General features: G+C 37.3%; 22 protein-coding genes and 1 riboswitch. Of the genes, 4 read left to right on the top strand and 18 right to left on the bottom strand.

Annotated features, from left to right (window positions below; all coding sequences use genetic code 11):
• Nucleotides 1–4 precede the first annotated feature (4 nt).
• The 17 genes from AC6I9F_RS02335 to AC6I9F_RS02255 all read right to left on the bottom strand — a co-directional run bounded on the left by AC6I9F_RS02335 (nt 5) and on the right by AC6I9F_RS02255 (nt 18,813).
• Complete coding sequence (locus AC6I9F_RS02335) at nt 5–1,015, bottom strand: ABC transporter ATP-binding protein (protein ID WP_173270134.1); 1,011 nt, start codon at nt 1,013–1,015, stop codon at nt 5–7.
• 102 nt (nt 1,016–1,117) lie between these two features.
• Entirely contained in the window at nt 1,118–2,185 is a 1,068-nt protein-coding gene (locus AC6I9F_RS02330) for an extracellular solute-binding protein (protein WP_338619708.1), read from the bottom strand.
• A gap of 24 nt (nt 2,186–2,209) precedes the next feature.
• On the bottom strand, nt 2,210–2,869 hold the full coding sequence (locus AC6I9F_RS02325) for a DUF1868 domain-containing protein (protein WP_498022490.1): 660 nt from the start codon (nt 2,867–2,869) through the stop codon (nt 2,210–2,212).
• A gap of 184 nt (nt 2,870–3,053) precedes the next feature.
• Nucleotides 3,054–4,064: a UDP-glucose 4-epimerase GalE gene (gene galE / locus AC6I9F_RS02320; RefSeq protein ID WP_000996560.1), complete on the bottom strand. Its 1,011-nt coding sequence runs from the start codon at nt 4,062–4,064 to the stop codon at nt 3,054–3,056.
• Between the two features lie 12 nt (nt 4,065–4,076).
• The gene (gene galT / locus AC6I9F_RS02315) at nt 4,077–5,552 is read right to left on the bottom strand and encodes a UDP-glucose--hexose-1-phosphate uridylyltransferase (RefSeq protein WP_050206830.1); all 1,476 of its coding nucleotides are present in this window, start codon (nt 5,550–5,552) and stop codon (nt 4,077–4,079) included.
• A gap of 12 nt (nt 5,553–5,564) precedes the next feature.
• On the bottom strand, nt 5,565–6,206 hold the full coding sequence (locus tag AC6I9F_RS02310) for a phosphate signaling complex PhoU family protein (RefSeq protein WP_138700835.1): 642 nt from the start codon (nt 6,204–6,206) through the stop codon (nt 5,565–5,567).
• Between the two features lie 57 nt (nt 6,207–6,263).
• Nucleotides 6,264–7,010 carry a protein phosphatase 2C domain-containing protein gene (locus tag AC6I9F_RS02305; protein ID WP_498022486.1) on the bottom strand — a complete coding sequence of 249 codons (747 nt, stop codon included), beginning with the start codon at nt 7,008–7,010 and terminating at the stop codon, nt 6,264–6,266.
• The gene (locus AC6I9F_RS02300; protein ID WP_498022484.1) at nt 6,994–9,057 is read right to left on the bottom strand and encodes a glycosyl hydrolase family 28-related protein; all 2,064 of its coding nucleotides are present in this window, start codon (nt 9,055–9,057) and stop codon (nt 6,994–6,996) included. The genes AC6I9F_RS02305 and AC6I9F_RS02300 overlap by 17 nt, the downstream gene beginning before the upstream one ends.
• Before the next feature lie 921 nt (nt 9,058–9,978).
• A complete protein-coding gene (locus AC6I9F_RS02295; RefSeq protein WP_498022482.1) occupies nt 9,979–11,205 on the bottom strand; it encodes a DegT/DnrJ/EryC1/StrS family aminotransferase in 1,227 nt (408 codons plus the stop codon).
• Nucleotides 11,206–11,247: 42 nt separating this feature from the next.
• Complete coding sequence (locus AC6I9F_RS02290) at nt 11,248–11,940, bottom strand: sugar transferase (protein ID WP_498022480.1); 693 nt, start codon at nt 11,938–11,940, stop codon at nt 11,248–11,250.
• Between the two features lie 183 nt (nt 11,941–12,123).
• Nucleotides 12,124–13,866, bottom strand: coding sequence for an ABC transporter ATP-binding protein (locus AC6I9F_RS02285; protein ID WP_498022478.1), 1,743 nt, complete (start codon nt 13,864–13,866; stop codon nt 12,124–12,126).
• Complete coding sequence (locus AC6I9F_RS02280; protein WP_498022476.1) at nt 13,856–15,601, bottom strand: ABC transporter ATP-binding protein; 1,746 nt, start codon at nt 15,599–15,601, stop codon at nt 13,856–13,858. Before AC6I9F_RS02280 ends, AC6I9F_RS02285 begins: the two co-directional genes overlap by 11 nt.
• A 205-nt stretch (nt 15,602–15,806) precedes the next feature.
• A complete protein-coding gene (locus tag AC6I9F_RS02275; RefSeq protein ID WP_261060932.1) occupies nt 15,807–16,442 on the bottom strand; it encodes a DUF421 domain-containing protein in 636 nt (211 codons plus the stop codon).
• A complete protein-coding gene (locus AC6I9F_RS02270; protein WP_061439772.1) occupies nt 16,439–16,894 on the bottom strand; it encodes a DUF3290 family protein in 456 nt (151 codons plus the stop codon). The genes AC6I9F_RS02275 and AC6I9F_RS02270 overlap by 4 nt, the downstream gene beginning before the upstream one ends.
• A gap of 126 nt (nt 16,895–17,020) precedes the next feature.
• Nucleotides 17,021–17,662 carry an SdpI family protein gene (locus tag AC6I9F_RS02265; RefSeq protein ID WP_164226056.1) on the bottom strand — a complete coding sequence of 214 codons (642 nt, stop codon included), beginning with the start codon at nt 17,660–17,662 and terminating at the stop codon, nt 17,021–17,023.
• Entirely contained in the window at nt 17,643–17,930 is a 288-nt protein-coding gene (locus tag AC6I9F_RS02260) for an autorepressor SdpR family transcription factor (protein WP_498022473.1), read from the bottom strand. The genes AC6I9F_RS02265 and AC6I9F_RS02260 overlap by 20 nt, the downstream gene beginning before the upstream one ends.
• Nucleotides 17,914–18,813 (bottom strand): CPBP family glutamic-type intramembrane protease, encoded by a 900-nt coding sequence (locus tag AC6I9F_RS02255; RefSeq protein WP_498022471.1) that lies wholly within the window; start codon nt 18,811–18,813, stop codon nt 17,914–17,916. Before AC6I9F_RS02255 ends, AC6I9F_RS02260 begins: the two co-directional genes overlap by 17 nt.
• A gap of 219 nt (nt 18,814–19,032) precedes the next feature.
• Here AC6I9F_RS02255 and AC6I9F_RS02250 point away from each other — a divergent pair, with 219 nt between their 5' ends.
• From AC6I9F_RS02250 to AC6I9F_RS02235, 4 genes are all read left to right on the top strand, one after another.
• Entirely contained in the window at nt 19,033–19,860 is an 828-nt protein-coding gene (locus AC6I9F_RS02250; RefSeq protein WP_498022469.1) for an exodeoxyribonuclease III, read from the top strand.
• A gap of 11 nt (nt 19,861–19,871) precedes the next feature.
• Nucleotides 19,872–20,258, top strand: a complete 387-nt coding sequence (locus AC6I9F_RS02245; protein WP_301351221.1) for a bleomycin resistance protein — start codon at nt 19,872–19,874, stop codon at nt 20,256–20,258.
• A gap of 234 nt (nt 20,259–20,492) precedes the next feature.
• Nucleotides 20,493–20,588, top strand: a riboswitch (purine riboswitch).
• A 123-nt stretch (nt 20,589–20,711) separates the two neighbouring features.
• Nucleotides 20,712–21,293 carry a xanthine phosphoribosyltransferase gene (locus AC6I9F_RS02240; protein ID WP_301351222.1) on the top strand — a complete coding sequence of 194 codons (582 nt, stop codon included), beginning with the start codon at nt 20,712–20,714 and terminating at the stop codon, nt 21,291–21,293.
• Complete coding sequence (locus AC6I9F_RS02235; protein ID WP_001194477.1) at nt 21,293–22,555, top strand: nucleobase:cation symporter-2 family protein; 1,263 nt, start codon at nt 21,293–21,295, stop codon at nt 22,553–22,555. Before AC6I9F_RS02240 ends, AC6I9F_RS02235 begins: the two co-directional genes overlap by 1 nt.
• 46 nt (nt 22,556–22,601) lie before the next feature.
• On the opposite strand, the gene AC6I9F_RS02230 is transcribed toward AC6I9F_RS02235, so the two are convergent.
• A complete protein-coding gene (locus AC6I9F_RS02230; protein WP_498022466.1) occupies nt 22,602–23,507 on the bottom strand; it encodes a type II restriction endonuclease in 906 nt (301 codons plus the stop codon).
• Nucleotides 23,508–23,510: the final 3 nt, after the last annotated feature.

The following is a 23,510-nucleotide window of genomic DNA, read 5'->3' as shown; positions in this document are numbered from 1 at the left end:
CTCCTTAAAATTGCAGAACGTCTGATGGTGTGATAAATAATTCCACACTTTCTCCGACAGATCTAATAGCAGCCTGACTATCAATACTTGTTACATTAAGAATCTGACTTTCAGAAACTTTTATTGTATAGTGAATTGTAACTCCAGAAAACTCAACATCAATAATTGTCCCTTTTAGAGTGAAATCTTGTTCAGTTTCACGATTGAATCGAACTTTCTCTAATCGAATGTATCCTTTTTTATCTTCTAAGAAAACGCTTGCATTTTTCAGTAATACTTCGTGGACTGTTTCATCGGTCAAAACATTAATATCTCCAATAAAATCACATACAAATTCAGTTTGAGAATTATGATAAATTTCTACTGGTGTACCGACCTGTTCGATGTATCCATTGTTAAAGACTGCAATTCTATCAGATAAAGTCAAGGCTTCCTCTTGATCATGAGTAACATATAAAGTAGTAATACCTAACTCTTTTTGAAGTCTTTTCAACTCTTTTCTCAAATCTACACGTAATTTTGCGTCAAGGTTTGACAATGGTTCATCTAGACAAAGAATTTTAGGTTCAAGAACCAGAGCACGAGCCAATGCTACCCTTTGTTGTTGACCCCCAGATAATTCTGATACATTACGCTGTAACTGTTGATCAGAGATCTTAATTTTTGCTGCTACTGCTGATACTTTTGCTTTAATAACATCTGGAGCTACCTTCTTAACTTTTAAACCAAATGCAATATTATCAAAAACAGTCATAGTTGGAAATAGCGCATAAGATTGAAATACAATACCAATTCCACGCTTTTCAGGTTCCAAATGAGTGACATCTGTTCCATTAACTTCAATACTTCCTGATGATGGATCTAGAAAACCTACCAATGCTCTCAAAGTAGTTGATTTACCACACCCTGAAGGCCCAAGAAATGTAAAGAATTCCCCTTCATGTATATCTAAATTTAGATTATCAATTGCAACAAAATCACCATATTTAATTTGAATATTATCAAATTTAATCATCTCACTAACTCCCTCTATTACTAAACCAAAAGCCTCTCTTTATTTCTTCCTTAAATTTAGAAATAATAGAGAGACTTGGACATAAAAATTAACTCTTATTTCTTATTGTACGTATTCTAATTCAGCTTTTTCTACCCATTCATCCAAATGTTTTCCAACAGCTTCCCAGTCAATATTTTGTGGTTTCACTTGATCAACAAATTTTTTCGTATCTTCAGGTAACTCTGTTAGGGCATCTTTATTTGCAGGAATAGATCCAAAGTTCTTACTATATTCTACTTGAATTTCTGATTGACCAAACCAATCAATAAATTCTTTAGCTAACGCTTGTTTTTTACTAGTGCTTAAAACCATAGTTTGTTCAGTTACAAATGGTACACCAATCTCAGGAGTCATAACTTTGAAAACAACATTTTGTTCTTTTTGTCCAACTAATGCACCAGAACCCCACATCATTCCATATTGTATTGGATCTTCTTTGTCTAACATCTTAACAATTGAACTTTCTCCCTTTTGAAGAGTGTATGCATTTTTCAAATATTCTTTTGCTGCTTCCCAACCTTTTTCGGAAACACCTAATTCACCTTTATCATCAAGGTATCGAACTAAGATACTTGCTAGAATTGCCCGTCCTGTACCACCTTGAAGACCAGAAATTGAATATTTACCTTTATACTTACTACCTAATTCAGTCCAATCTTTAGGCATTTCTTTTACATCAGGCGCCCCAATTAAAACTAATGGTTGAACAATCACAGGATTATAATAATTATCTTTATCTGATAAAGATTGATCAATTTTATCTAACCATTTAGGCTTGTACTGGACTAGTAATTTTTGATCTCTAATTTTATTTGAATCAACAGCACCAATTCCAAATACCATATCTGCAACTGCATTATTCTTCTCGGCAATAACACGGTCTGCTAATTGAGCGCCAGGAATATCAACCATTTTTATATTAAAACCAGCTTCTTTTGCTTTAGCAGTTAACCAATCACCACGACCATTTGAAACTGAGTTCGAATAGATTACTAATTCTTGACTTTTATCAGCTTTTTCTTCAGATGAAGAAGCAGTCGTAGAATTTGAACCTCCAGAGCAAGCAGCAAGTGTAGTAAGAGCAACTCCCGTTGCAAGTACAGTAGACCAAATTTTCATTTTTTTCATGATAAGTTCTCCTTTTTTATTATTTTATTTAAATTTTTCGTGATATGGAACAAATTGTCTCATATCTTCAAATACAGTATAGTCAATACGGTTTACAGTAATAGTTGGAATCTTCTCTAATAAGATTTCAGTTAATTCTGCTCTGACTTTAGTAAACTCTTCTTCCTCCTCTTCGGTTAGAGGAATCCGAAGATATCCAATTGAAATATGGAATTGATATCTATCATGATTAGGGAAACGAACACCTGCTTTTTCTGAAACATAAGTACGAATTTCTTCTAATCTCTTTGCAGAAGCTTCATCTGCAGGTTCAACTAGTATGTTTTGTTTTCCCATTTCAGTCACACGCATATGAATTTCTTCATTTAACAATGGAAAAATTTCAAGTTGTTTAGCAAAGTAATCATGTATTTTCTGTAAAGGTGTATCTAAAGGAAGATTACTGCTCCAAAACTCCGTTTCACGATTTTCATGGCACAACAATTCAATTACAGTCATGTGAATAGAATTCCTTGGAGTTAAAGTGAACTTATCAATAAATGGTAATTCTCTATAACGTGATTGAATAATATCAACAACTTCCATCAAATCTTGTTTATTATAAAGATTTGCTACAACAGTATTTCCTGGAAAATGATTAAATTCTCCATTTTCTTTGAACTTAATTTTTGTTAGGTTTTTCATATAAAGACCCTCTTTTTTATATTTGACACCGGTGTCATCTATGCTTATATTATATAACGAAACCGTTTACTTTGTCAAGCGCTTTCAAAAATTTTTTAAAAAAAATTTATCTTTCATTAAATATGCATTTCATTAAAAGGTTAAGTAATTTTTCCAAAATACAGCACTCATATAGACAGTATCATCAATTATAGCCATTGGGATTTTTTGATTGCCAATTCCATGTATCTCTACACATGTCTTCAATCGATTTTGTTGTCCTCCAATTTAATTCCTTATATGCTTTGTCTGCATTTGCATAACAAGTTGCAACGTCTCCTGAACGTCTTGGAACTATTTTATAAGGAATAGGGATCTTATTAACACTTTCAAATGTATTTACTAGTTGTAATACACTAGTTCCTTCTCCCGAGCCTAGGTTATAGATATAAACATCTGTTTTTTCAGATACTTTTTCTAAAGCTTTTATATGTCCTATTGCTAAATCTACTACATGGATATAATCGCGCACACCAGTACCGTCAAGCGTATCATAATCATTTCCGAACACACTTAGTTCTGACAGCTTACCTACCGCTACTTGTGCAATATAGGGCATCAAGTTGTTAGGAATTCCTGAGGGATCTTCCCCAATCAAACCAGACTCATGAGCACCAATTGGATTGAAATAACGAAGCAACGCAATACTCCATTCTGAGTCTGCCACATGAACATCTTTTAAAATTTGCTCAAGCATCACTTTCGTATACCCATAAGGATTTGTAGCACTTGTTTGCATTGTCTCAATTAGTGGTGACTGATTGTTAATTCCATATACAGTCGCACTTGAAGAAAAGACAATCTTTTTAACATTAAATTCTGACATCACTTCAACAAGTGCCAATGTACTCATAATATTATTTTTGTAGTACATCACAGGCTTTTGCACGGATTCTCCGACAGCTTTATAACCTGCAAAATGAATTGCAGCATCAATCGATTCTTGTTCAAATACCTTTCTCAATGCTTGTTTATCACAAACATCTAATTCGTAAAACACGGGACGTATTCCTGTAATTGCTTCAATACGGTCTAGCACCAAGATGCTAGAGTTCGAAAGGTTGTCGACAATGATAACTTCCTTTCCTAAATTTAGTAATTCTACTACGGTATGGCTACCAATATAACCAGCTCCGCCTGTTACCAATATTGCCATTTGGGTTTCCTCCTAATTAATTCCAACCGACTTAACAAATCTCATAAACGCTTCATGCCCAGACGGTGTATTCTTATAAACTCCTGCATCTTCCAGAACTCTCGCAAACACTTGTCCTACTTCGTGTTGAACTACGCTATTAACCTCTTCTTTATTAATGCGAGGATATTTTTCTTTCAATTGGTCGGCCCATTCTAAATGATAATCCGCAATTGCGTTATCCTCTCCTAAAAGATATTTTCCAACTTCTTCTAACTCTGGTTTCAAACGAGGTGGTAATATCGCAAGTCCCATCACTTCGATTAACCCGATATTTTCCTTTTTAATATGTTGTACATCTTGATGAGGATGGAAAACACCATCTGGGTATTGTTCAGTAGTATGATTATCTCTTAGAACAATATCTAATTCATATCTCCCGTCCACTTTACGAGCAATAGGAGTCACCGTATGGTGTGGGACATCTTCAGTCATAGCAATGATGTCTACTTCTAAATCTGAATATTCTCTCCACTTATTTAGAATTTTAGTAGCTAAATCTAACAAGCGATTTTTATTTTCACTTTGTAACCTAATTACTGACATTGGCCATTTTACAATACCAGCATTAACATCCTCAAAGTCTTTAAAACGAAATTCACTCTCAAATTTTGCTTTTTCCATTGGGAAAATATGTTTCCCTCCCTGGTAGTGGTTATGACTAAGAATGGAGCCTCCTGAGATAGGAAGATCAGAATTTGAACCAGCAAAATATCCTGGCAAAATATCAACAATCTCCAATAATTGTTCAAATGTTTTAGAGGTAATAGCCATTGGTACATGTTGACTATTTAAAAATATCGCATGCTCATTAAAGTATGAGTAAGGAGAATACTGGAATCCCCATACTTCGTCACCAAGTTTCAACCGAATAATTCTATGATTCGAACGTGCTGGATAATTTATTCGCCCCTGATATCCTTCATTTTCCATACATAGTAAACATTTGGGATAATTAGTTGCTTTTACTAATTTTTCAGCAGCAATTGTTTTTGGATCTTTTTCGGGTTTTGACAAATTTATCGTAATCTCTAGCTCTCCGTATTTAGTTGATGCTCTAAATTCAATATTCTTAGCAATAGCAGAAGTTTTAATATAATCACTATCTTTACTTAACTTATAAAACTCTTCAACTGCTTCTTGAGGTGATATATCATATGAACTCCAAAAAATATCATTTAATCGACTAGGTAAAGGAACTATGAAATTCATTAACTCTGCTCCTAAACATTCCTTTTCCTCGATTAAATCTTTAATTTTACCGTTTTTTAAGGCGATTTCCACTAAGTAATCTTTTATTTGTTTCAGGTCATTTTCATCGGAAATGCGATCAGTTCCCTCCTCACCTATTAACGCTAGTACTCTATTTTTCACATATATTTTGTCAATTTCATTATACATTCCGTATTCAATTACTCTATCAACAAAATTATCAATAATTGTTTTCATATATTTTTCTTTCTAATTTATGTTCCCATATTTTCTATACATTATCCATTTATAAATTGATTGCGTAGTATGAGCAATTTTATCAAGGTGATGAATAATATCCAAAGCACCAATTACTTCAGAAACGTTCCCATCATCTTCAAATATATAATTCATTATTTTCTTTTCAATATTTATACTAAGCTCTTCTATCTCATTCTGTTTTTGTATAACAACCATATCTAAACATCCAGATTGTTCCTCTCTATAACAAGATATAGCCCTATTCATATGCAGTCCGATAACTTCATGAAGTATTTTTATTTCTGAAATAATTTTCTTCAAAATTTCATTATTTTGAATAATCTGTAGATTTTTTAAAATTTCAACAATTCTATCCCCAATACGTTCAATGTCAGTTGATATTTTTATTACACTAATAATTCTTCTTAAGTCATATGAAACAGGATGTTGTAAACAAATTAACTCATATCCTTTTTTATCAATATTTAGAACTGACTCATTTATGATTAAATCTTCTTTAATCAATTCTACTCGTTCTTCATTTGATAAATATTCAAATAACTTCTCATATTTATCAAGCACAGATACCCAAATGGTCTCTAAATTATTTGATAATTCTATAATTTCATTTTCTAAATATAACCTTAACATTTAGGTACCTCTTCTTAACAAAGTTCAATAGTAACAATTAATATTTTAAACAATATATCAAACATCAATAACTAGAATACTTGCATCATCCTTCTTTCCATAGATTGGATCAATAGCAGAAGAATTAAATCTCATCTTAATTAACTCTTCAAAAGTTTTATTTTGATTATTTTGATAGAATTCATAAAAGCCATCGCTCATTAAAACAATTTGTTCACTAGTAACATCTATTTGATTAATAATAGCATAGTCTAAAAATCTCTCATCCAACGAACCTATCCAGTACCCACTCGGTTGATTAGATAATTTTCTGATTTTTTGTAAAATAATTTTTTTATTTAAAACACTATTTGTACCAATTGAGTCTTTTATCTCATTTTTCCCTTTTTCAAATAAGTTATCTACTCTATGATCAGTTATTTCCATTTCGTTTACTAACATGACGCAGTCACCTAGCATCATATACTCCAACTTTTTTTCTGAAAGTTTAGCAAATATAAAAGCAAATGTTGGTAAGCGATAATACTCTGTTAATTCATATGAGTTTAAACCGATTTCATCTTTAACCTCGAGTAAAGCAGTTTCAAATATTTGTTTAAGAGTTTTTGATTCTTTACAATTAACCGACAAACTTTCTGATAAAATATGTACAACTTCTGAGACTGAATAACCTATCTCCTCTTTAGAATTATATAAATCTGTAGCTCCATCGATAATCCAAAAATACTGATTTTGTGAACCTACAGTATCCTCATTTTCTACAGAACTTCCTTGTATCGAACAAATTTTATTTATCTTTACCATAATACTTCAACCCTTTTAGTGTCAAAAGTAAACCAATTCCTGTCACTGTTAAGAATAGTTCCATAATCTTGTTCGAACCAGTCTTTGGTAATTTTTGTTTTACATCTACTATTTCTTTAGATTTATTAATATGATTTTCAGTTTCTCTGCCATCTCCAACTATTTTATAGTTTACTTCTTCTGTCTTATTATCTTGTTTATTGTCGATCTTGTCATTCATTTGTCTATTATCTTTACTTGAGTTAAACTCTCCGTTCTTCTGGTTACTATCAATTACATTATTTGAATTAGATTGTTTTTCCTCTTTGTTTTTATCACTTAAATTATTTGTTACAATTTTGTAAAGCCCATTCTCCGTTACAATATTGAAATTACCATCGCTATCACGTATAACAGGTTCTTTCTCATTTGCATTAGATTTGATGAATGATATATACTTACCGGATAAATTATAAAATTGGTTATTTAAAACGGTTATTTTACCCTTTGAATCCTCAATAACAATTCCTTCTTTACCACCGAATATACTATTCTCTGAGACTACTAAATTATCACTAACTCGTAATAATTCAATATTTGGTTGTTCTGTTTCCTTAGAATTATTATTAATTACATTTTTTGTTACAGTAATATCTGATACTTTTCCTAAATATTCTGCACTATCTTTTGCTACTCTAATAGCCTTTGTTTTAGGATCAGAAATATAAAATGTATTTTCAGTAATAACGACTTTCTTATTTAAATCAAGTTCATCTTTTACATTTTTATAACTATAAGCATTTATTAAGGCTGCACCATTTTCTCTATAATGTACACTTTCTCCTTTTACTTTCTTATCAAATCTATTTCCTTTAATTAAAATATCAGTAAATCCTGTAAAACGTACACCTGCATACATCATGTTATCAAAATGATTATTTAAAATTTTAATATTAGAGGGGTTCTGTGTCGACAATGTTTGATAGTGTGTGCCAATTGCTGTTACTAATTCTCCAGATTTATCACTTTTACCAAAATAGGAATTTTGAATAGTCACATTTTCAGATTTTTTCCCATCATCATTCAAGGCATAAGGAAAACCTTTTCTAGTTAATGGTTCTATCTGAATGCTCTCCTTGGTTATAATTTGCCCATCCTTCATCGTTTTGGGTAAGGCTTGCCCAAGAAAACGAGAATTATCAACTAATACATTTTTCGAACCTGCAATTTGAATAGCATGCCCCTGATAACTATCTTTGAAAGTTACATTTCGAATTGTGACATTAGTACTGTTTCCAATTGCAAATCCACCTGAAGAATTTATAAGTGGTAGATTTTTTGCTTTAGTTCCTTCTTCATTCAAAGCACCGTTCATATCAATCGTACCACCAGAATAACTAATATCTTCTGTTGGGCCCCATTCTACTTGCGCACCATCATCCGTAAATAAACCTGTCATAAAAACAATAGAAGGGTGATTCTTAATATTTATACCATTTAGAATGGTAGCTTTCTCATTCAATTCTAAGTGTGTATGACTTTTTAAAAAAACAATTTCTTTTACTAAATAAGTTCCTTCAGGAAAATATACATTTCCTCCACCTAGCCCTTGAGCTGCAGCATCTATTGCATCTTGAATTGCTTGTCGATCATCATGAACCCCGTCACCTATTGCTCCATAATCTTTAACATTCAAAGCTACGTGTTCGTTCAGATTAGTACTTAAAATAGTATTCACTTCCATCCCAGAGATGTTACCCATCATAGTATCATTTGTTATATCAGGTTTATTTTGATTAATACTCACTCCTCCATTATTATCAGTACTTAAACTTGAATTGTTATCAAGACTGAGAGTATCAGAATGGGGTTCCGCAGATAATGATGTAGATGTGCTACTCAACAAAGAGTTCATTTGCATATTATCTTTAGACGAAGAAGTTTCACCAACTACTTCATTAGCTAAAACACTTTGTGTTCCAATAAATAAAACCGCTAAGAGAACTGAGCAAACTCCCACCTTAGACTTACGAATAGAGAAAACCTCATTTTGTTGAAAAGATTTCATATTAGCCTCCAATTAAAAATATTATGTCCTAATTTAATATTCATATAAATTCCATACCAGAAAATGACACCGCTGTCATTTTCTTTATAATATATTTTTAAATCAAAATTGTCAAGGAATAACACAATAAAATATCAAAATTGTGAAAGCGTGACCATTTATATATCTAACCATACTTCTAATAATTCTTTAGCCTTCCATTCAAAAGTGATTACTATCTTTCTTAGCCTGAACATAAAAATATCCTATTCACTGTATTTAAAGCATGTTGATATCTCGTAAAATACTAATTTATAAATACAAAAACAAATATCTTGTCATGCAAGCATTCACCAGGTATATTTACATGAATATCGTTCATATAGCGGATTGAAATCAAAACAATACAATATATTTCTTAAATAGATTTTCTATAAAAGCTAAATTCAAGCTCTATAAAAATAGACGCAGTTCTTCTAAAATACTGGAATAGGACATATAGATCATTGTAGACACGTATTTTATAGATTATTTCAAAAGAATGACTAGAACATGAAAAATAGTCTCAAAACTTTGAACAATATTCTGAAAACAAAAAAGAAAGACGCGAGTTTCCACAACCTCATTCGTGGAAACTCGCGTCTTTCAAAAAATAGGGTGAATTGAAAACTAGAACAAGACACTACATTTTCTAAATGATGCCTAATAAAAATTCTAAATGCTACACCAAATTGCTCACATCTCATTTCAAACCATACAGTATATTGAAACTATAAGAGTACACCTTTGCTTCTAAAATATTGCTAGAAATTAATTTGACTATCCTGATTGATTTGTCCTGTTTTTATTTCATTTTACTATAGGACTTTCAATTGAAAACAACAGTTTTACACTCAATTAGACTTTTTAGAAACAGAATCACTATTACTTGACTGTAGTTTGTCATTTTTTTGATGAAGCTAGTACTTTTTCAGAAACTGTTTTGAAAGTCTCAATGATATAGTCTACTTCTTCATCTCTTAATTTAGTGTGAAGAGGGAGCGTAATTTCATTTTCAAAGAAGGCATAGGCCTTAGGATAGTTGGCTATATCAAAGCCAAGATTCTTGTAGGCGGTCAAGAGCGGAAGCGGTTTGTAGTGCACATTACTTGCAATTCCTGCTTTAGCCAATTCTTGGATGATAAGATTGCGTTCTTCTAAGCTTGCTCCTTCTACATGGGTGATGTAGAGGTGGCGGCATGATTCAACTGTATCAGTCTTGTGTGCCAATGGATGGATACGAGAACCTGCAAAACCACGATCATAGCGGTCCACGATGTCCTTACGACGTTGCAACAAACTTGGATAGCGACCCAATTGTACCAAACCAAGGGAAGCCATGATATCAGTCATATTGCACTTGTAGGCTGGTGTGACGATATCGTATTCCCATGAGCCCAGTTGCATCTTGGCAAGAGCATCCTTAGTTTGCCCGTGAAGGGAAAGGATTTGGAATTCCTTGTACATCTCTTCGTCATCAATCGCTGGATTGGCCTTCCAAGTCGCACTTCCACCTTCTGCCGTTGTAAAGTTCTTAACGGCATGGAATGAGAAGGAAGTAAAGTCAGCGATAGAACCAGCAGGTTGCCCTTTATAAGTAGATCCCAAAGCGTGGGCACTATCAGAAACAATCACAATACGGTTAAAGGCTTTTTGCCACTTGCTTGAAGCAGTAAATAGGTCACGTTTTTTCTCCACGACTTGGAACAAACGGTCATAGTCGCAAACAATCCCTGCGAGCTCTACTGGGATGATCACCTTAGTTTTCTCAGTGATAGCTTGCTCAAGCAAGTCATAGTCCATCTCAAACGTATCTGCTTGGATATCCACCATGACAGGGGTCGCTCCTACGTGAGTAATGACACTACATGAAGCTGTATAGGTCATGGCTGGAACGACAACTTCATCACCAGGTCCAACTTCCAAGACGCGCAAAATCAACTCAAGCGCGGCAGTCGCAGAGTTGAGGCAGACGGTCTTAGGCGTCTGTGTGTATTGGGACAAGCGACGCTCTAATTCTTTTGTCTTCGGACCTGTTGTAATCCAGCCAGAGCGCAGGGTATCCGCTACTTCAGCAATTTCTGCTTCCGTAATATCGGGTGGTGAAAATGGAATATTGTAATTTGGCATTGATTTGCTCCTTTTATCTGTACTCATTTTCTCATGACTACTTTATTTTAGCACTTCAAACACGGTTTGAAACATGATTTTTATGTCTCCAAGGAAACTAAACTCTCGGAGATAGGCAAGGTTATAGCACATCTTTTCAGGAAGAACATGCTCTACATAGGCTTGGTCAACCGACAAACCTTTCTCCGTCATTTGACTGATGATAGCATCCTCATCCTTGTAGTTGATGCTGGCTGGAGAGGTAATTCCTGCTGGCAAGAGCAAGGTCGCCATCATTTCAGGGCTATACTGCTCAGTGTAGCGTGGCACTTCAGGTCGTGTACCGACAAAGGACATTTCGCCTTTAAGGACATTGACCAGCTGAGGCAGTTCGTCCAAACGCACACGGCGGATGAAATTGCCAACCTTGGTAATACGACTATCGTTAGCAGAAGTCACCAGACTCCCTTTTTTATCCGCATCCGTCACCATGGTACGGAACTTCCAAATCTTGAACCGACGGTTGTACTGGGTCACGCGCTCTTGCTTGTAAATCACTGGCCCCTTGCTATCCAACTTGATCCAAATGCTCAAGATAAGAAAGATGGGAGAGGCCAGAACCAGTAAGACCAAGGCTAGAACCCAGTCCAAACAACGCTTGAAAATCAGCGAACCCTTCCTTTTAGAGACAAGCTGGTAGTAAGACTCAACCTCGCTTGATTTCATTTCCACGGGCAAGTCTTCCCATTTCAGCATGCTGTTTCTCCTTTGTTTTTATTATACTATTTGTCAACATTTTTCATTATACCACAAAATGGAAAAGGCGGTGAAAGAAATCTGTAATTTGAAGGATTTCCTTCTTACACTCAATGAAAATCAAAGTACAGCTTTTTGGTTGCAGATAAAGCTGACATGGCTTGAATAGATTTTCAAAGAGTATTAAGACATGGCACCCGCCTGCAAGCTATACATCTTGTGGTAGGTTCCTCCCAAGGCCAAAAGTTCCTCATGGGTTCCACTCTCGATAATGCGCCCCTTGTCCAAAACATAGATACAGTTGGCGTCTTGGATAGTAGAAAGACGGTGAGCAATGGCAATAGTTGTCCGCCCCTGTCTCATCTTCGCCAGAGAAGCTTGAACCAGACTTTCTGTTTCAGAGTCAATATTGGCAGTCGCTTCATCCAAAATCAGAATTTTAGGCTGACTGGCGACTGTTCTAGCAAAGGCCAGAAGCTGGCGCTGCCCAGTAGAGAAGCTCGAACCACACTCTGAAACAGGGGAATCATAACCTTGAGGAAGATCCTGAATAAAGGAATCTGCATCGACAAAAGTAGCTGCGTCCTTTACCTGCTCATCACTGATCTCTTGGTACATGGCGATATTGGACTTAATGGTTCCATGATAGAGGAAGGGTTCCTGCAAGACCAGACCGATGTTTTTTCTCAACTCTTCCTGACTGTAGTTCCTGATGTCCACACCATCCAAGAGAACTCGCCCTGACTGAAATTCATAAAAGCGCATGAGGACATTGATAATCGAAGATTTCCCTGAACCTGTATGCCCCACAAAAGCAATGGTTTCACCCTTATTAACCGAAAAGGAAATATCATCCAGAATCGGGTGCTTGCCATCATATGAGAAACATACATGTTCAAAACGAATATTGCCTTCTTGGATTTTGGCTTGTCCATCATTTTGAAAGGGCTCATAGGTCCTCTCGTCAATCAAGGCAAAGACACGGCCTGCAGAAACCATGGACGTTTGCAGGGTTGAAAAGTTTTGCGTCACCTCAATCAGAGGATCAAATAGACGATTGATATACTGGATAAAGGCATACATGGTTCCTGCCGTTATTCCCAGATAAAGTCCACGATAGCCAAAATAGGCCATCAAGACAACATAACCTAAAAGTTTCAGCAAACTCATGGCAGGTCTCAAAAAGAGGGCATCCAAGGCTACAGAACGGTTGGCATAGATCAAGTGTTCTTGGTTGATTTCATCAAACTCTGACTGTAGGCGCTTCTCTTGATTAAAGGCCTGGATTATTCTGATTCCCTCGATGTTTTCAGCCAGCTTGCTATTGATATCCGACAAGAGACTTCTGGTTTTCTCAATGATTTTCACTGATTTTTTCCGATAGAGATTGACCAAAAGGAAAATCAAAGGGAGAAAGAGCAAGACTAATGCAGTCAAACGAAAATCCAACACCAACATGGTATAAAGAGTTGTCAGAAAGATGAAAACTGCTGAGATAAAGCTGGACAAAATTCCCGAAAACATATCACTGATGGTCTCGGTGTCATTTGTCAAACGAGAGACGATAGAGCCTGCTGGCGTCTTGTCAAAATAAGACATGCCCAGCTTTTCCATATTGGCAAAGGCATCGCGACGAATATCCCTAACAATACTGTAAGACACGCGCGCAAAGAGAAGATTGCCGACATACTGGACCAGAGTTTGTAGGATATAAAGGCCATAGTAGGCCAGCAAAACGGTCACAGCGAGTTGATTGAGATTGCTGAGATACTGGTCGATAAAGTGGGAAGCCACAAGGGGAATGACACTTTTGATCACCGTCGTCGCTAGGAGAAAACTGAGTGCCAAAAAGGTAAGGAGTCCATAAGGCTTGAGATAAGACATCAAGCGCTTCAATACAGCCCATTGTTCTTTCTTATTCTGCATCTTCTTCTCCTTTCATTTCCAGCTGCTGAGACTGGTAGGTTTGGGCATACCAGCCATCCAAAGCTAGCAAGTCTTCGTGCCTGCCTCGTTCGATAATTTGACCATTTTGCAGGACTAAAATCAAATCTGCATGGACAACTGCACTGAGGCGATGAGCCGTAATAATGGTTGTTTTGTCCTTTCGCGTCTCCTTGAGGTTGTCGATAATCGCATACTCTGTCTTGGCATCCACAGCTGACAAAGAATCATCCAAAATCAAGATATCAGGGTCTAAAATCATAGCTCGACTCATGGCCAGACGCTGCTTTTGACCACCAGAAAGACTGACTCCTTTTTCACCAATCAACGTATCAAATCCCTGTGGCATGGCTACAATGTCTTGGTAAACTTGAGCTAGCTTAGTCACTTCCTCGACCGCTGAAAGGGGCAAGTTAGGATTTCCAAAGCGGATATTGTCTAAAATCGAAGTCGCAAAGAGGAACTGGTCCTGAGGAACATAGCCCATTAGACCGCGAAAATCTGTCAGACGATAGTCACGAATATCGTGACCGTTTAGATAAATGACTCCCTTATCCACATCGTATTCACGCAAGAGAAGCTTGATCAAGGACGTTTTCCCCGAGCCTGTCTGACCAACCAAGCCCAGTGTTTGCCCTTTTCCCAAACTAAAGTGAACATTTGTCAGTGTTTCCTCATTTTCAAAGGCAAAGCTATCAATGGCATACTGCAAGCGCCCGTTTTCAATTCCATCTAAAGGAAACTCAGGGTCTTGTACAGGTGATTCCTGAGACAAAAGTTCCTCAATCCGCTGATAAGAAACCTTCCCTCGCTGGGTAATATTAAAGAGGAAGCCGATGGCCATAAGAGGCCAAACCAGCATATCCAAGTAGCTAATAAAGGTGACCAGATTACCAACCGTAATCTGCCCCTCCTGAACCATCAAGGAGCCTACCAAGAGGGTTAAGACATAGGATGAACCAACAAACAAGAGAACCATGGGGTCAAAGAGACTATCGTATTTCATGGTTTGGAGGTTCTTTTGGAAGGTCAATTCATTGACTGCCTGGAAAGACTTCAACTCGTCCGCCTGGTAACCGAAAGACTTGGTCACTTTGATACCTGATACGGACTCTTGTACCTTGTTATTAAGTTCGGAAAAGGCAGCTTGGGATTCGCCAAAGGCCTTGTGAGTCTTTCTCCCTAGACGACTGGTCGCATAAGCCATGAAAGGCAGGGGTAGAATGGCAACTAGCGTCATCTGCCAAGAAATGCTAAAAAGCATGGTCAGCAAGGTCACTAGAGCCGTGATAGAGGCATCTACCGCAGACATAACACCACCCCCTGCCAGACGCGTTAGGGCATTGATATCGTTGGTGGCATGCGCCATCAGGTCCCCCGTCCGGTAGGTTTGATAAAAAGCTGGAGACATTTTTGTGAAATGCTCAAACAAGCGAGAGCGCATAATCTGTCCCAAACGGTAGGAAGTCCCAAGGATATACATACGCCAAACATAGCGCAGATAGTACATCCCAAAGGCTGCAAGCAGCAGGTAAAATAGGTCAAGAAGGAGGGCCTGCTGGGTTAATTGCCCCGATGTAATAGCATCAATGACTCGCCCCATGACCATGGGGGGAATGAGATTGAGGACGGAAACCAAGACCAGGGCCACAATCCCGACTAGATAACGGCGTTTTTCTAACTTGAAAAACCACCAAAGTTTTTGAATAATGGACATAAAATCCCTTTCTGATTGCAAATGGAAACCTGAGGCCAATACTCAATGAAAATCAAAGAGCAAACTAGGAAACTAGCCGCAGGCTGCTCAAAGCACTGCTTTGAGGTTGTAGATAGAACTGACGAAGTCAGTAACCTACATACGGCAAGGCGACGTTGACGCAGTTTGAAGAGATTTTTGAAGAGTACAAGACCCCAGGTTTTTCTTATTCATAGGTTACGACTGTGACCGCACCCTTGTCATACTCAGCGATAAAGATGTTGGCTACATTGTCATGTCCTTGTTTGCTGAGGTTATCAAGCAGCCACTCTTCGCTACGACCAATCGATTCCAAGACGTCCACTTGGATCACACCGTCAGTCACAACTGGATACTTAGGATTTTCATCCCCCATTTGGACCACGATGAGTTGGCCATTTTGCTCTTGCACAGCTCGTTTGACTTGTTTCATCTGGAAAATTCCTTGGCTACGAAGTTTGAGAGCAACATCCGCTGCAGACAAGCCAACTGAACGACAGGCTTCTGGATCAATCTGCCCATTTTTGATGAGGAGAGTCGGTTTTCCATCAATCAAGTGTTTGACAAAACGAACATTGTTATTAAGCCATTTGAGGGTCAAAACCAAAATCGTCCACATCATCAAAATCACTGCGTACTGGAGAATGCTAATAGAACTATTGTAAATCACCCCACCGAGAATACCACCGAGAACATAGTTCTGAATTTGGTCTGTCGCAGAGTTAGGCGCCAGATTTCCCTTTCCTGTCACATTGATAACAAAAACAAGCGAGAAAAGACCCAAGGCCAGTTTGATTAAAATTTCCATATAGTTGAGTGTCATTTGTTTACCTCCACCAATTCAATAGCGTCTGTTTGATTGAATTCTAATTTTTCTAAAAGATACTTGTCTGGTTGGCTCCCGTTCAAAGCGCGATAGAAATTTGAACCTACCTTGATTAGCGCTCCATCAGTGGCTGCAGAAGTATTGACATAAACTTCTGATTTATCTACTCCCAAGTCTTTGGAAACAACCTCTATAAAATGAAGGGAGGTTTGAAATTGATTGTTAGAGGCTTGATTGGTCTGGTATTTTGAAATTGTCACCAAAAGCATGGCTACCAAAGTCAAAGCCAAAATCATGACCAATTCCCGAAATTTAGTTCCCTTTTTATCACGATAAGCCTTAAAAGCAAAAAATCCTGTGATAGCTAGGAGCACAATCCCAAAGCCAATCATGATGCCATTTTGCTGACTGATTTGGCTAAGCACATAGTCATATGAGTAAAATTTCATTTATTTTCACTCCCTTTCATAAAATCATTCTTCATTATAAACGAAAGAGGGTGATTTTTCAAACCATACGTTGGGGAAATAGACTTATCAGACCAACTTCTCAAACTAATGACTCCATTAGCTATTTCAAGATTCTGATTTTGATAATTGATAAGAATAGACACTAGGAATTATCACTACAAAGAAAAGTGTCAAGAAGAATACCCAGTAAACATACAGTTGCACAAAGGAATTTAGAAACAATAACAATCCTCCTAATACCCAAATTTTTCCAGCTAGGCGATGCGTTTTTCTCCAGTTTTCATCATTCTCCAAGGTCCACGGTAGTCGAATACCGATTATATAATTTCGGTGTGTTTTTGGTAGATAATTTCCAATTACGATCATCACGACTCCCATAAAAATCTGAGCTAGTAGCCCACTCATCATGGAATAACCCAAAGATTCTCCGAAGATAGAAATCATTAATAGACAAGATACAAAAGGAATAATCCAGTAAATCAAAACTTGTATTTTTGAACTGATATTGCTAGATTTAGGATCCTTAATCATTAAAAATAGAAGCAACCAATGCATCAAAAGCATGAGAGTCGGTAATCCAAAGATAGCAGACATTTTATGATTGTAGCCATCTGCTTGACCCAGTAGATTAAAATGAGTGGGTATCTCCTCTGGTAATTGATTCCAGAAAACACAACCTACAAGGGAAGGTAGTAGGATGAGAATGCTCGTAAATAATACCAATTTCTTATTGATTTTTATCTTCATCAAAATGATCTCCTTTCAGTTCTGCTAACCAAACCATTATATCCTCTAAAACCGATGTATTTAACTCATAATAAATAAAGTTTTTTTCTTTCATTTCATGAATTAAATCCGCTGCTTTCAAAATCGTGAGATGGTGTGAAATCGTTGCACCTGTCAACTCGAAATAACTGGCAATTTCTCCTGCAGATAATCTACCTGCTTTGAGTAAATTTAAAATCTCTCTCCTAACTGGATGAGATAAGGCTTTAAAACTATTTGCAAAACTCATAATGACTCCTTTCCCTTTGTAATATTAGTAGGGCTAGGAATAAGCAAGGTAGAACTGATAGCATTCCAGTCGGTGATGGCCCTAAAATCAAGAGACTTGAAACTTTTTCTCCTGGTAATTGAAAGAGTAACCCAATACCTGCAGTTGCATTGATTGCCCCATGAAATAGGGCAGAAGCCCAGATAGAACCTGTCTTTTCCAACAACCAGCTCAACAATATTCCTAGGCTAAAACAAGATAGAAACATAGCAACAACTCCCAAAACGGGATAAGCAAAATAAGTAAGGCCATAATTATATCCTTGCAAATTGATTGGTAAATGCCATAGACTCCAAATGAGACCAAGTAAGACATGAGTCTGGACTAGTGAAAAGCGTCCTCTTAGCACTGGGTAAAGATAGCCACGCCAACCAATTTCCTCCCCCAATGCAAAGAAACTATTAAGAAAAGGAGCGTAGGTCAAACTAGATAGGATTTGAATCAAAGCCAAGAAAGATAAGGGAATGGTTGATTGAGAGACACCTTTTTCTTGTAAAATAGCTTGAATAGATTCAAAACCAAGGCTGAAATTGCTAGGAAATACAAGAAAATAAAGTCCCGCTCCTAAAAAACTGATGACTGCTGGTAACCAGATAGCTAGTAAGTAAAAGCGCCAGTTGCTCTTGAGATTCACAACTAATTTAGATTTGATTCCACTAGGCTGATTCGTGATTTTCCCTAAAATAAAGACTGCAAGTGCAGGCATCCACATGGCTACAATACTAGCAAGTTGACTCCATGGAGAATTTAGACCAACACCACTTAGCCATAGTGCCAACCATATTATCCAAGCAAGCCCATAAGACAAGACTACAAAAAGAAGGATTGTTCTCTTATTTGACATATATGTAACTTCACTTTCTATTTAGATGTTTTTCTAAATAATATTATACACCTTTCTATTCTAAACACAAGAACTATTTAGATTTTTTTCTAAATAGTTTAGGGAATTTTTATTTTCTCAGGATAAAGTCTAAAGAGTGATTTTTCAAACCATACGTTGGGGAAATAGTCCTTTTTTTGGTATAATAAAATCTATAATCTGAATGAAAAAGGTAACTTTATGAAACTTATCTCATGGAATATTGATTCCCTTAACGCAGCCCTAACTAGTGACTCAGCTCGTGCCAAATTGTCCCAAGAAGTCCTACAAACCTTGGTCGCTGAAAATGCTGATATCATTGCTATCCAAGAAACCAAGCTTTCTGCCAAGGGTCCTACAAAGAAACACTTGGAAATTTTAGAAGAACTCTTCCCAGGCTACGAAAACACGTGGCGCTCTTCTCAAGAGCCTGCCCGTAAAGGCTATGCTGGAACCATGTTCCTTTATAAGAAAGAACTTACGCCTACAATCAGTTTTCCAGAAATTGGTGCCCCTTCTACCATGGACTTGGAAGGCCGCATCATCACTTTGGAATTTGATGAATTTTTCGTAACTCAAGTTTACACTCCAAACGCTGGCGACGGTCTCAAACGCTTGGAAGAACGTCAAGTCTGGGATGTCAAATATGCTGAATACTTGACTGAACTAGACAAAGAAAAACCAGTCCTTGCGACCGGTGACTACAACGTAGCCCACAATGAAATCGACCTTGCAAATCCTGCTAGCAACCGCCGTTCACCAGGATTTACAGACGAGGAACGTGCTGGATTTACCAACCTTTTAGCAACTGGATTTACGGATACCTTCCGCCACATTCACGGCGATGTTCCAGAACGCTACACTTGGTGGGCACAGCGCAGCAAGACTTCTAAAATCAACAATACAGGCTGGAGAATCGACTACTGGCTCACAAGTAACCGTCTCGCAGACAAGGTCACTAAATCTGATATGATTGACTCAGGAGCTCGCCAAGACCATACACCGATTGTCATGGAGATTGAGCTCTAAGGAGAAAGCTAATGGACTATCAATCTGTCATTCCTGAATTTGTAGTATCTGACCTCGAAAAGTCACGCCACTTCTACTGCGACTTGCTGGGATTTTCTGTCGAATACGAGCGTCCAGAGGAGAAATTTCTCTTCCTCTCACTTGAAGATTGCCAGCTTATGCTAGAAGAAGGCAGCGCAGAAGAATTAGCTCAGCTGACCTATCCTTTCGGCCGTGGTGTCAATATTTCCTTTGGCATAAAGGATGTTCCAAAACTCTATCAAAAAGTGATGGAGGCAAACTATCCTATTTACCGTCCCTTAACCAAAAGAAAGTTTCGTGTTGGGGATCACTATATCTATCCTCATGAATTTGCGATTTTGGATCCAGATGGCTATTTTTTAAGATTTAGCGAGTAGAATAATAAAGATTGGGAAAAAGTCTTTAAAGTTAGAGAAAGGTATATTGGCAGATCTTGAAAAATCTTGATAATATGCCTTTTATGATGGAAAAACCTTCTAAAGGTTAGCTTATAATTGAGAATTCGTCCATTTTTCTTCATTTTATTCGTTTTTTTATTTCAAAACACTGATAAAATATTTGATTTCTAAAGTTATTTAGTGTAAAATAAAAACATTGGCTCAAGCCTATTTGAAATTGAATATCATTTTACTTGTTTATGTCGTGAATTGGCACGACGTTTCTACAAGGTGCCGGAACACCTAACAATAAGTAAGTCAGCAGTGAGGTATGGTCGTTTTTGCCATGCCTATTTTGGGGACTTACTTAGAGATTAAGTAGGTCCTTTTTCTATTTCTTGCTAGAAACTATAAACAAGCAAATGGATTGGCTTTTAGACTTTAGGAGGTCTTATGAAATTATTAGAAGAGCGCATCCTCAAGGATGGGCATATCTTGGGTGATAACATCCTAAAGGTGGATTCCTTCTTAACCCACCAAGTTGACTTTAGCTTGATGCGAGAGATTGGTAAGGTTTTTGCGGAAAAATTCGCTGCTGCTGGCATTACCAAGGTCGTAACCATTGAAGCGTCAGGTATTGCTCCAGCCGTTTTTACAGCTGAAGCCTTAAACGTTCCCATGATTTTCGCTAAAAAAGCTAAAAACATCACTATGAACGAAGGTATCTTAACTGCCCAAGTTTACTCCTTTACCAAGCAAGTGACCAGCACTGTTTCTATCGCTGGAAAATTCCTCTCACCAGAGGACAAGGTCTTGATTATCGACGATTTCCTTGCTAATGGCCAAGCTGCTAAAGGCTTGATTCAAATCATCGAACAAGCTGGAGCCACAGTCGAAGCTATCGGTATTGTGATTGAAAAATCCTTCCAAGATGGCCGTGATTTGCTTGAAAAAGCAGGCTACCCTGTTCTATCACTCGCTCGTTTGGATCGTTTTGAAAATGGTCAAGTCGTATTTAAGGAGGCAGATCTCTAATGCAAACTCAAGAAAAACATTCGCAAGCAGCCGTTCTTGGCTTGCAACACTTACTAGCCATGTACTCAGGATCCATCCTGGTTCCCATCATGATTGCGACAGCCCTTGGCTATTCAGCTGAGCAGTTGACCTACCTGATTTCTACAGATATCTTCATGTGTGGGGTGGCAACCTTCCTACAACTCCAACTCAACAAATACTTTGGTATTGGACTCCCAGTCGTTCTAGGAGTTGCTTTCCAGTCGGTCGCTCCCTTGATTATGATTGGGCAAAGCCATGGTAGTGGTGCTATGTTTGGTGCCCTTATCGCATCAGGTATTTACGTGGTTCTTGTTTCAGGCATCTTCTCAAAAGTAGCCAATCTCTTCCCATCTATCGTAACAGGATCTGTTATTACTACGATTGGTTTAACCTTGATTCCTGTCGCTATTGGAAATATGGGAAATAACGTTCCAGAACCAACTGGTCAAAGTCTCTTGCTTGCAGCTATCACTGTTTTGATTATCCTCTTGATTAACATCTTTACCAAAGGATTTATCAAGTCTATCTCTATTTTGATTGGTTTGGTTGTTGGAACTGCCATTGCTGCTAGCATGGGCTTGGTTGACTTCTCTCCTGTTGCAGCAGCACCTCTTGTCCATGTCCCAACTCCACTCTACTTTGGGATGCCAACCTTTGAAATCTCATCTATCGTCATGATGTGTATAATCGCAACGGTGTCTATGGTTGAGTCTACTGGTGTTTACCTAGCCTTGTCTGATATCACGAAAGACCCAATCGACAGCACGCGCCTGCGCAACGGTTATCGCGCAGAAGGCTTGGCCGTACTTCTCGGAGGAATCTTTAACACCTTCCCTTACACAGGATTTTCACAAAACGTTGGTTTGGTTAAATTGTCAGGCATTAAGACTCGCCTGCCAATCTACTACGCAGCTGGTTTCCTGGTTCTCCTTGGACTCCTTCCTAAGTTTGGTGCCCTTGCCCAAATCATTCCGAGCCCTGTCCTCGGTGGTGCTATGCTGGTGATGTTTGGTTTTGTATCGATTCAAGGGATGCAAATCCTCGCCCGTGTTGACTTTGCTAACAATGAACATAACTTCCTTATCGCAGCTGTTTCAATCGCTGCAGGTGTCGGTCTAAATAACAGTAATCTCTTTGTCAGCATGCCGACAGCCTTCCAAATGTTCTTCTCAAACGGAATCGTCGTAGCCAGCCTCCTCGCCATTGTCCTCAATGCCGTATTAAATCATAAAAAGAAATAAGAAAAAGAGGTGCGAACCTCTTTTTTGTGTAGCTAATGAGCAATCATTATAAAAATAAATCAGCTAAAAATCCTTCTCTTAACATCTCTAAATTAAATACGTTCGTAATATGACTAAATGCTTCTGCTAATGGTAAGTGTGCTGTTTTCCATCCTTGACCATCAGTAACCCAAACAAATTCAACATCGTCATCTGAAGTAATAACAAATTGACTGAGTTCAGTAAACTCTCCAGCAACCGCTTTTAATTTACTTCCTCCTCCGCCATAGTAATTCGTTTCAATCAACCAAACCTTATGTTTTTCTCGGGAATAAACTGCAACATCAAATCTTCTTTCAGACTTATCGACAGGTACTTTAATCCCCCACTTATCTTTAATATATTGGGCTGTAGCTTGAGCTTTCCAATCCAATTTTTGTTCCTGAGAAATCTTTGCTACGTGTCTCTCTAAAATTCCCTCCATGGTTGTCCCACTTCGGTTTTTTCGTGCATTGCTATCTAATCCAGTCTCCACTCCATAAACATAATCAACTAATGAACGATTAGCATGTTGTTGTAAAAACTTTAATAAACCAGATTTCTCAATAAATTTGATGTAATCATCTATTCTGCTAGTGTCTATCGTTTTGAAATCCAATTGCTCAAAAGACATATTATCGTCATTATCTATTGTCAGAATATCTAAAACATTATCACGACTTGCAATCAGACTAGGAATTGCTTTTAACAAATTAGGTTGTTTAGAGAACAAGTCAAGAGCTTCTATATAAATATCATCTTTACCAATTAAGTAGTTTAAAGTGTTCAACTCTAGTTCATACTTCTTTGTCTCACGATCAACTTTCTCCCAATTTACATAGTATTCAGGAGTTCTGTTGGTAATTGAGAGAGTATTTAAAAAATTTTGTAATCTATCTTCTGATGATGAAGAAATGTAAGTATTAAAATCCATAAT

Source organism: Streptococcus nakanonensis, from assembly GCF_059738785.1.
This window is presented reverse-complemented; position numbering and strand designations above follow the sequence as displayed.

Excerpts from the sequence above, each read along its gene's own strand:
- AC6I9F_RS02290 (WP_498022480.1), bottom strand. The coding sequence starts at position 11,940 with ATGCTGAAATGGGAAGACTTGCCCGTGGAAATGAAATCAAGCGAGGTT.
- galE (WP_000996560.1), bottom strand. The coding sequence starts at position 4,064 with ATGGCAATATTGGTAACAGGCGGAGCTGGTTATATTGGTAGCCATACC.
- AC6I9F_RS02265 (WP_164226056.1), bottom strand. The coding sequence starts at position 17,662 with ATGAAGATAAAAATCAATAAGAAATTGGTATTATTTACGAGCATTCTC.
- AC6I9F_RS02335 (WP_173270134.1), bottom strand. The coding sequence starts at position 1,015 with ATGATTAAATTTGATAATATTCAAATTAAATATGGTGATTTTGTTGCA.
- AC6I9F_RS02310 (WP_138700835.1), bottom strand. The coding sequence starts at position 6,206 with ATGTTAAGGTTATATTTAGAAAATGAAATTATAGAATTATCAAATAAT.
- AC6I9F_RS02260 (WP_498022473.1), bottom strand. The coding sequence starts at position 17,930 with ATGAGTTTTGCAAATAGTTTTAAAGCCTTATCTCATCCAGTTAGGAGA.
- AC6I9F_RS02295 (WP_498022482.1), bottom strand. The coding sequence starts at position 11,205 with ATGCCAAATTACAATATTCCATTTTCACCACCCGATATTACGGAAGCA.
- AC6I9F_RS02240 (WP_301351222.1), top strand. The coding sequence starts at position 20,712 with ATGAAATTATTAGAAGAGCGCATCCTCAAGGATGGGCATATCTTGGGT.
- AC6I9F_RS02270 (WP_061439772.1), bottom strand. The coding sequence starts at position 16,894 with ATGAAATTTTACTCATATGACTATGTGCTTAGCCAAATCAGTCAGCAA.
- AC6I9F_RS02230 (WP_498022466.1), bottom strand. The coding sequence starts at position 23,507 with ATGGATTTTAATACTTACATTTCTTCATCATCAGAAGATAGATTACAA.
- galT (WP_050206830.1), bottom strand. The coding sequence starts at position 5,552 with ATGAAAACAATTATTGATAATTTTGTTGATAGAGTAATTGAATACGGA.
- AC6I9F_RS02255 (WP_498022471.1), bottom strand. The coding sequence starts at position 18,813 with ATGTCAAATAAGAGAACAATCCTTCTTTTTGTAGTCTTGTCTTATGGG.
- AC6I9F_RS02305 (WP_498022486.1), bottom strand. The coding sequence starts at position 7,010 with ATGGTAAAGATAAATAAAATTTGTTCGATACAAGGAAGTTCTGTAGAA.
- AC6I9F_RS02285 (WP_498022478.1), bottom strand. The coding sequence starts at position 13,866 with ATGCAGAATAAGAAAGAACAATGGGCTGTATTGAAGCGCTTGATGTCT.
- AC6I9F_RS02330 (WP_338619708.1), bottom strand. The coding sequence starts at position 2,185 with ATGAAAAAAATGAAAATTTGGTCTACTGTACTTGCAACGGGAGTTGCT.
- AC6I9F_RS02325 (WP_498022490.1), bottom strand. The coding sequence starts at position 2,869 with ATGAAAAACCTAACAAAAATTAAGTTCAAAGAAAATGGAGAATTTAAT.
- AC6I9F_RS02245 (WP_301351221.1), top strand. The coding sequence starts at position 19,872 with ATGGACTATCAATCTGTCATTCCTGAATTTGTAGTATCTGACCTCGAA.
- AC6I9F_RS02300 (WP_498022484.1), bottom strand. The coding sequence starts at position 9,057 with ATGAAATCTTTTCAACAAAATGAGGTTTTCTCTATTCGTAAGTCTAAG.
- AC6I9F_RS02275 (WP_261060932.1), bottom strand. The coding sequence starts at position 16,442 with ATGACACTCAACTATATGGAAATTTTAATCAAACTGGCCTTGGGTCTT.
- AC6I9F_RS02235 (WP_001194477.1), top strand. The coding sequence starts at position 21,293 with ATGCAAACTCAAGAAAAACATTCGCAAGCAGCCGTTCTTGGCTTGCAA.
- AC6I9F_RS02280 (WP_498022476.1), bottom strand. The coding sequence starts at position 15,601 with ATGTCCATTATTCAAAAACTTTGGTGGTTTTTCAAGTTAGAAAAACGC.
- AC6I9F_RS02250 (WP_498022469.1), top strand. The coding sequence starts at position 19,033 with ATGAAACTTATCTCATGGAATATTGATTCCCTTAACGCAGCCCTAACT.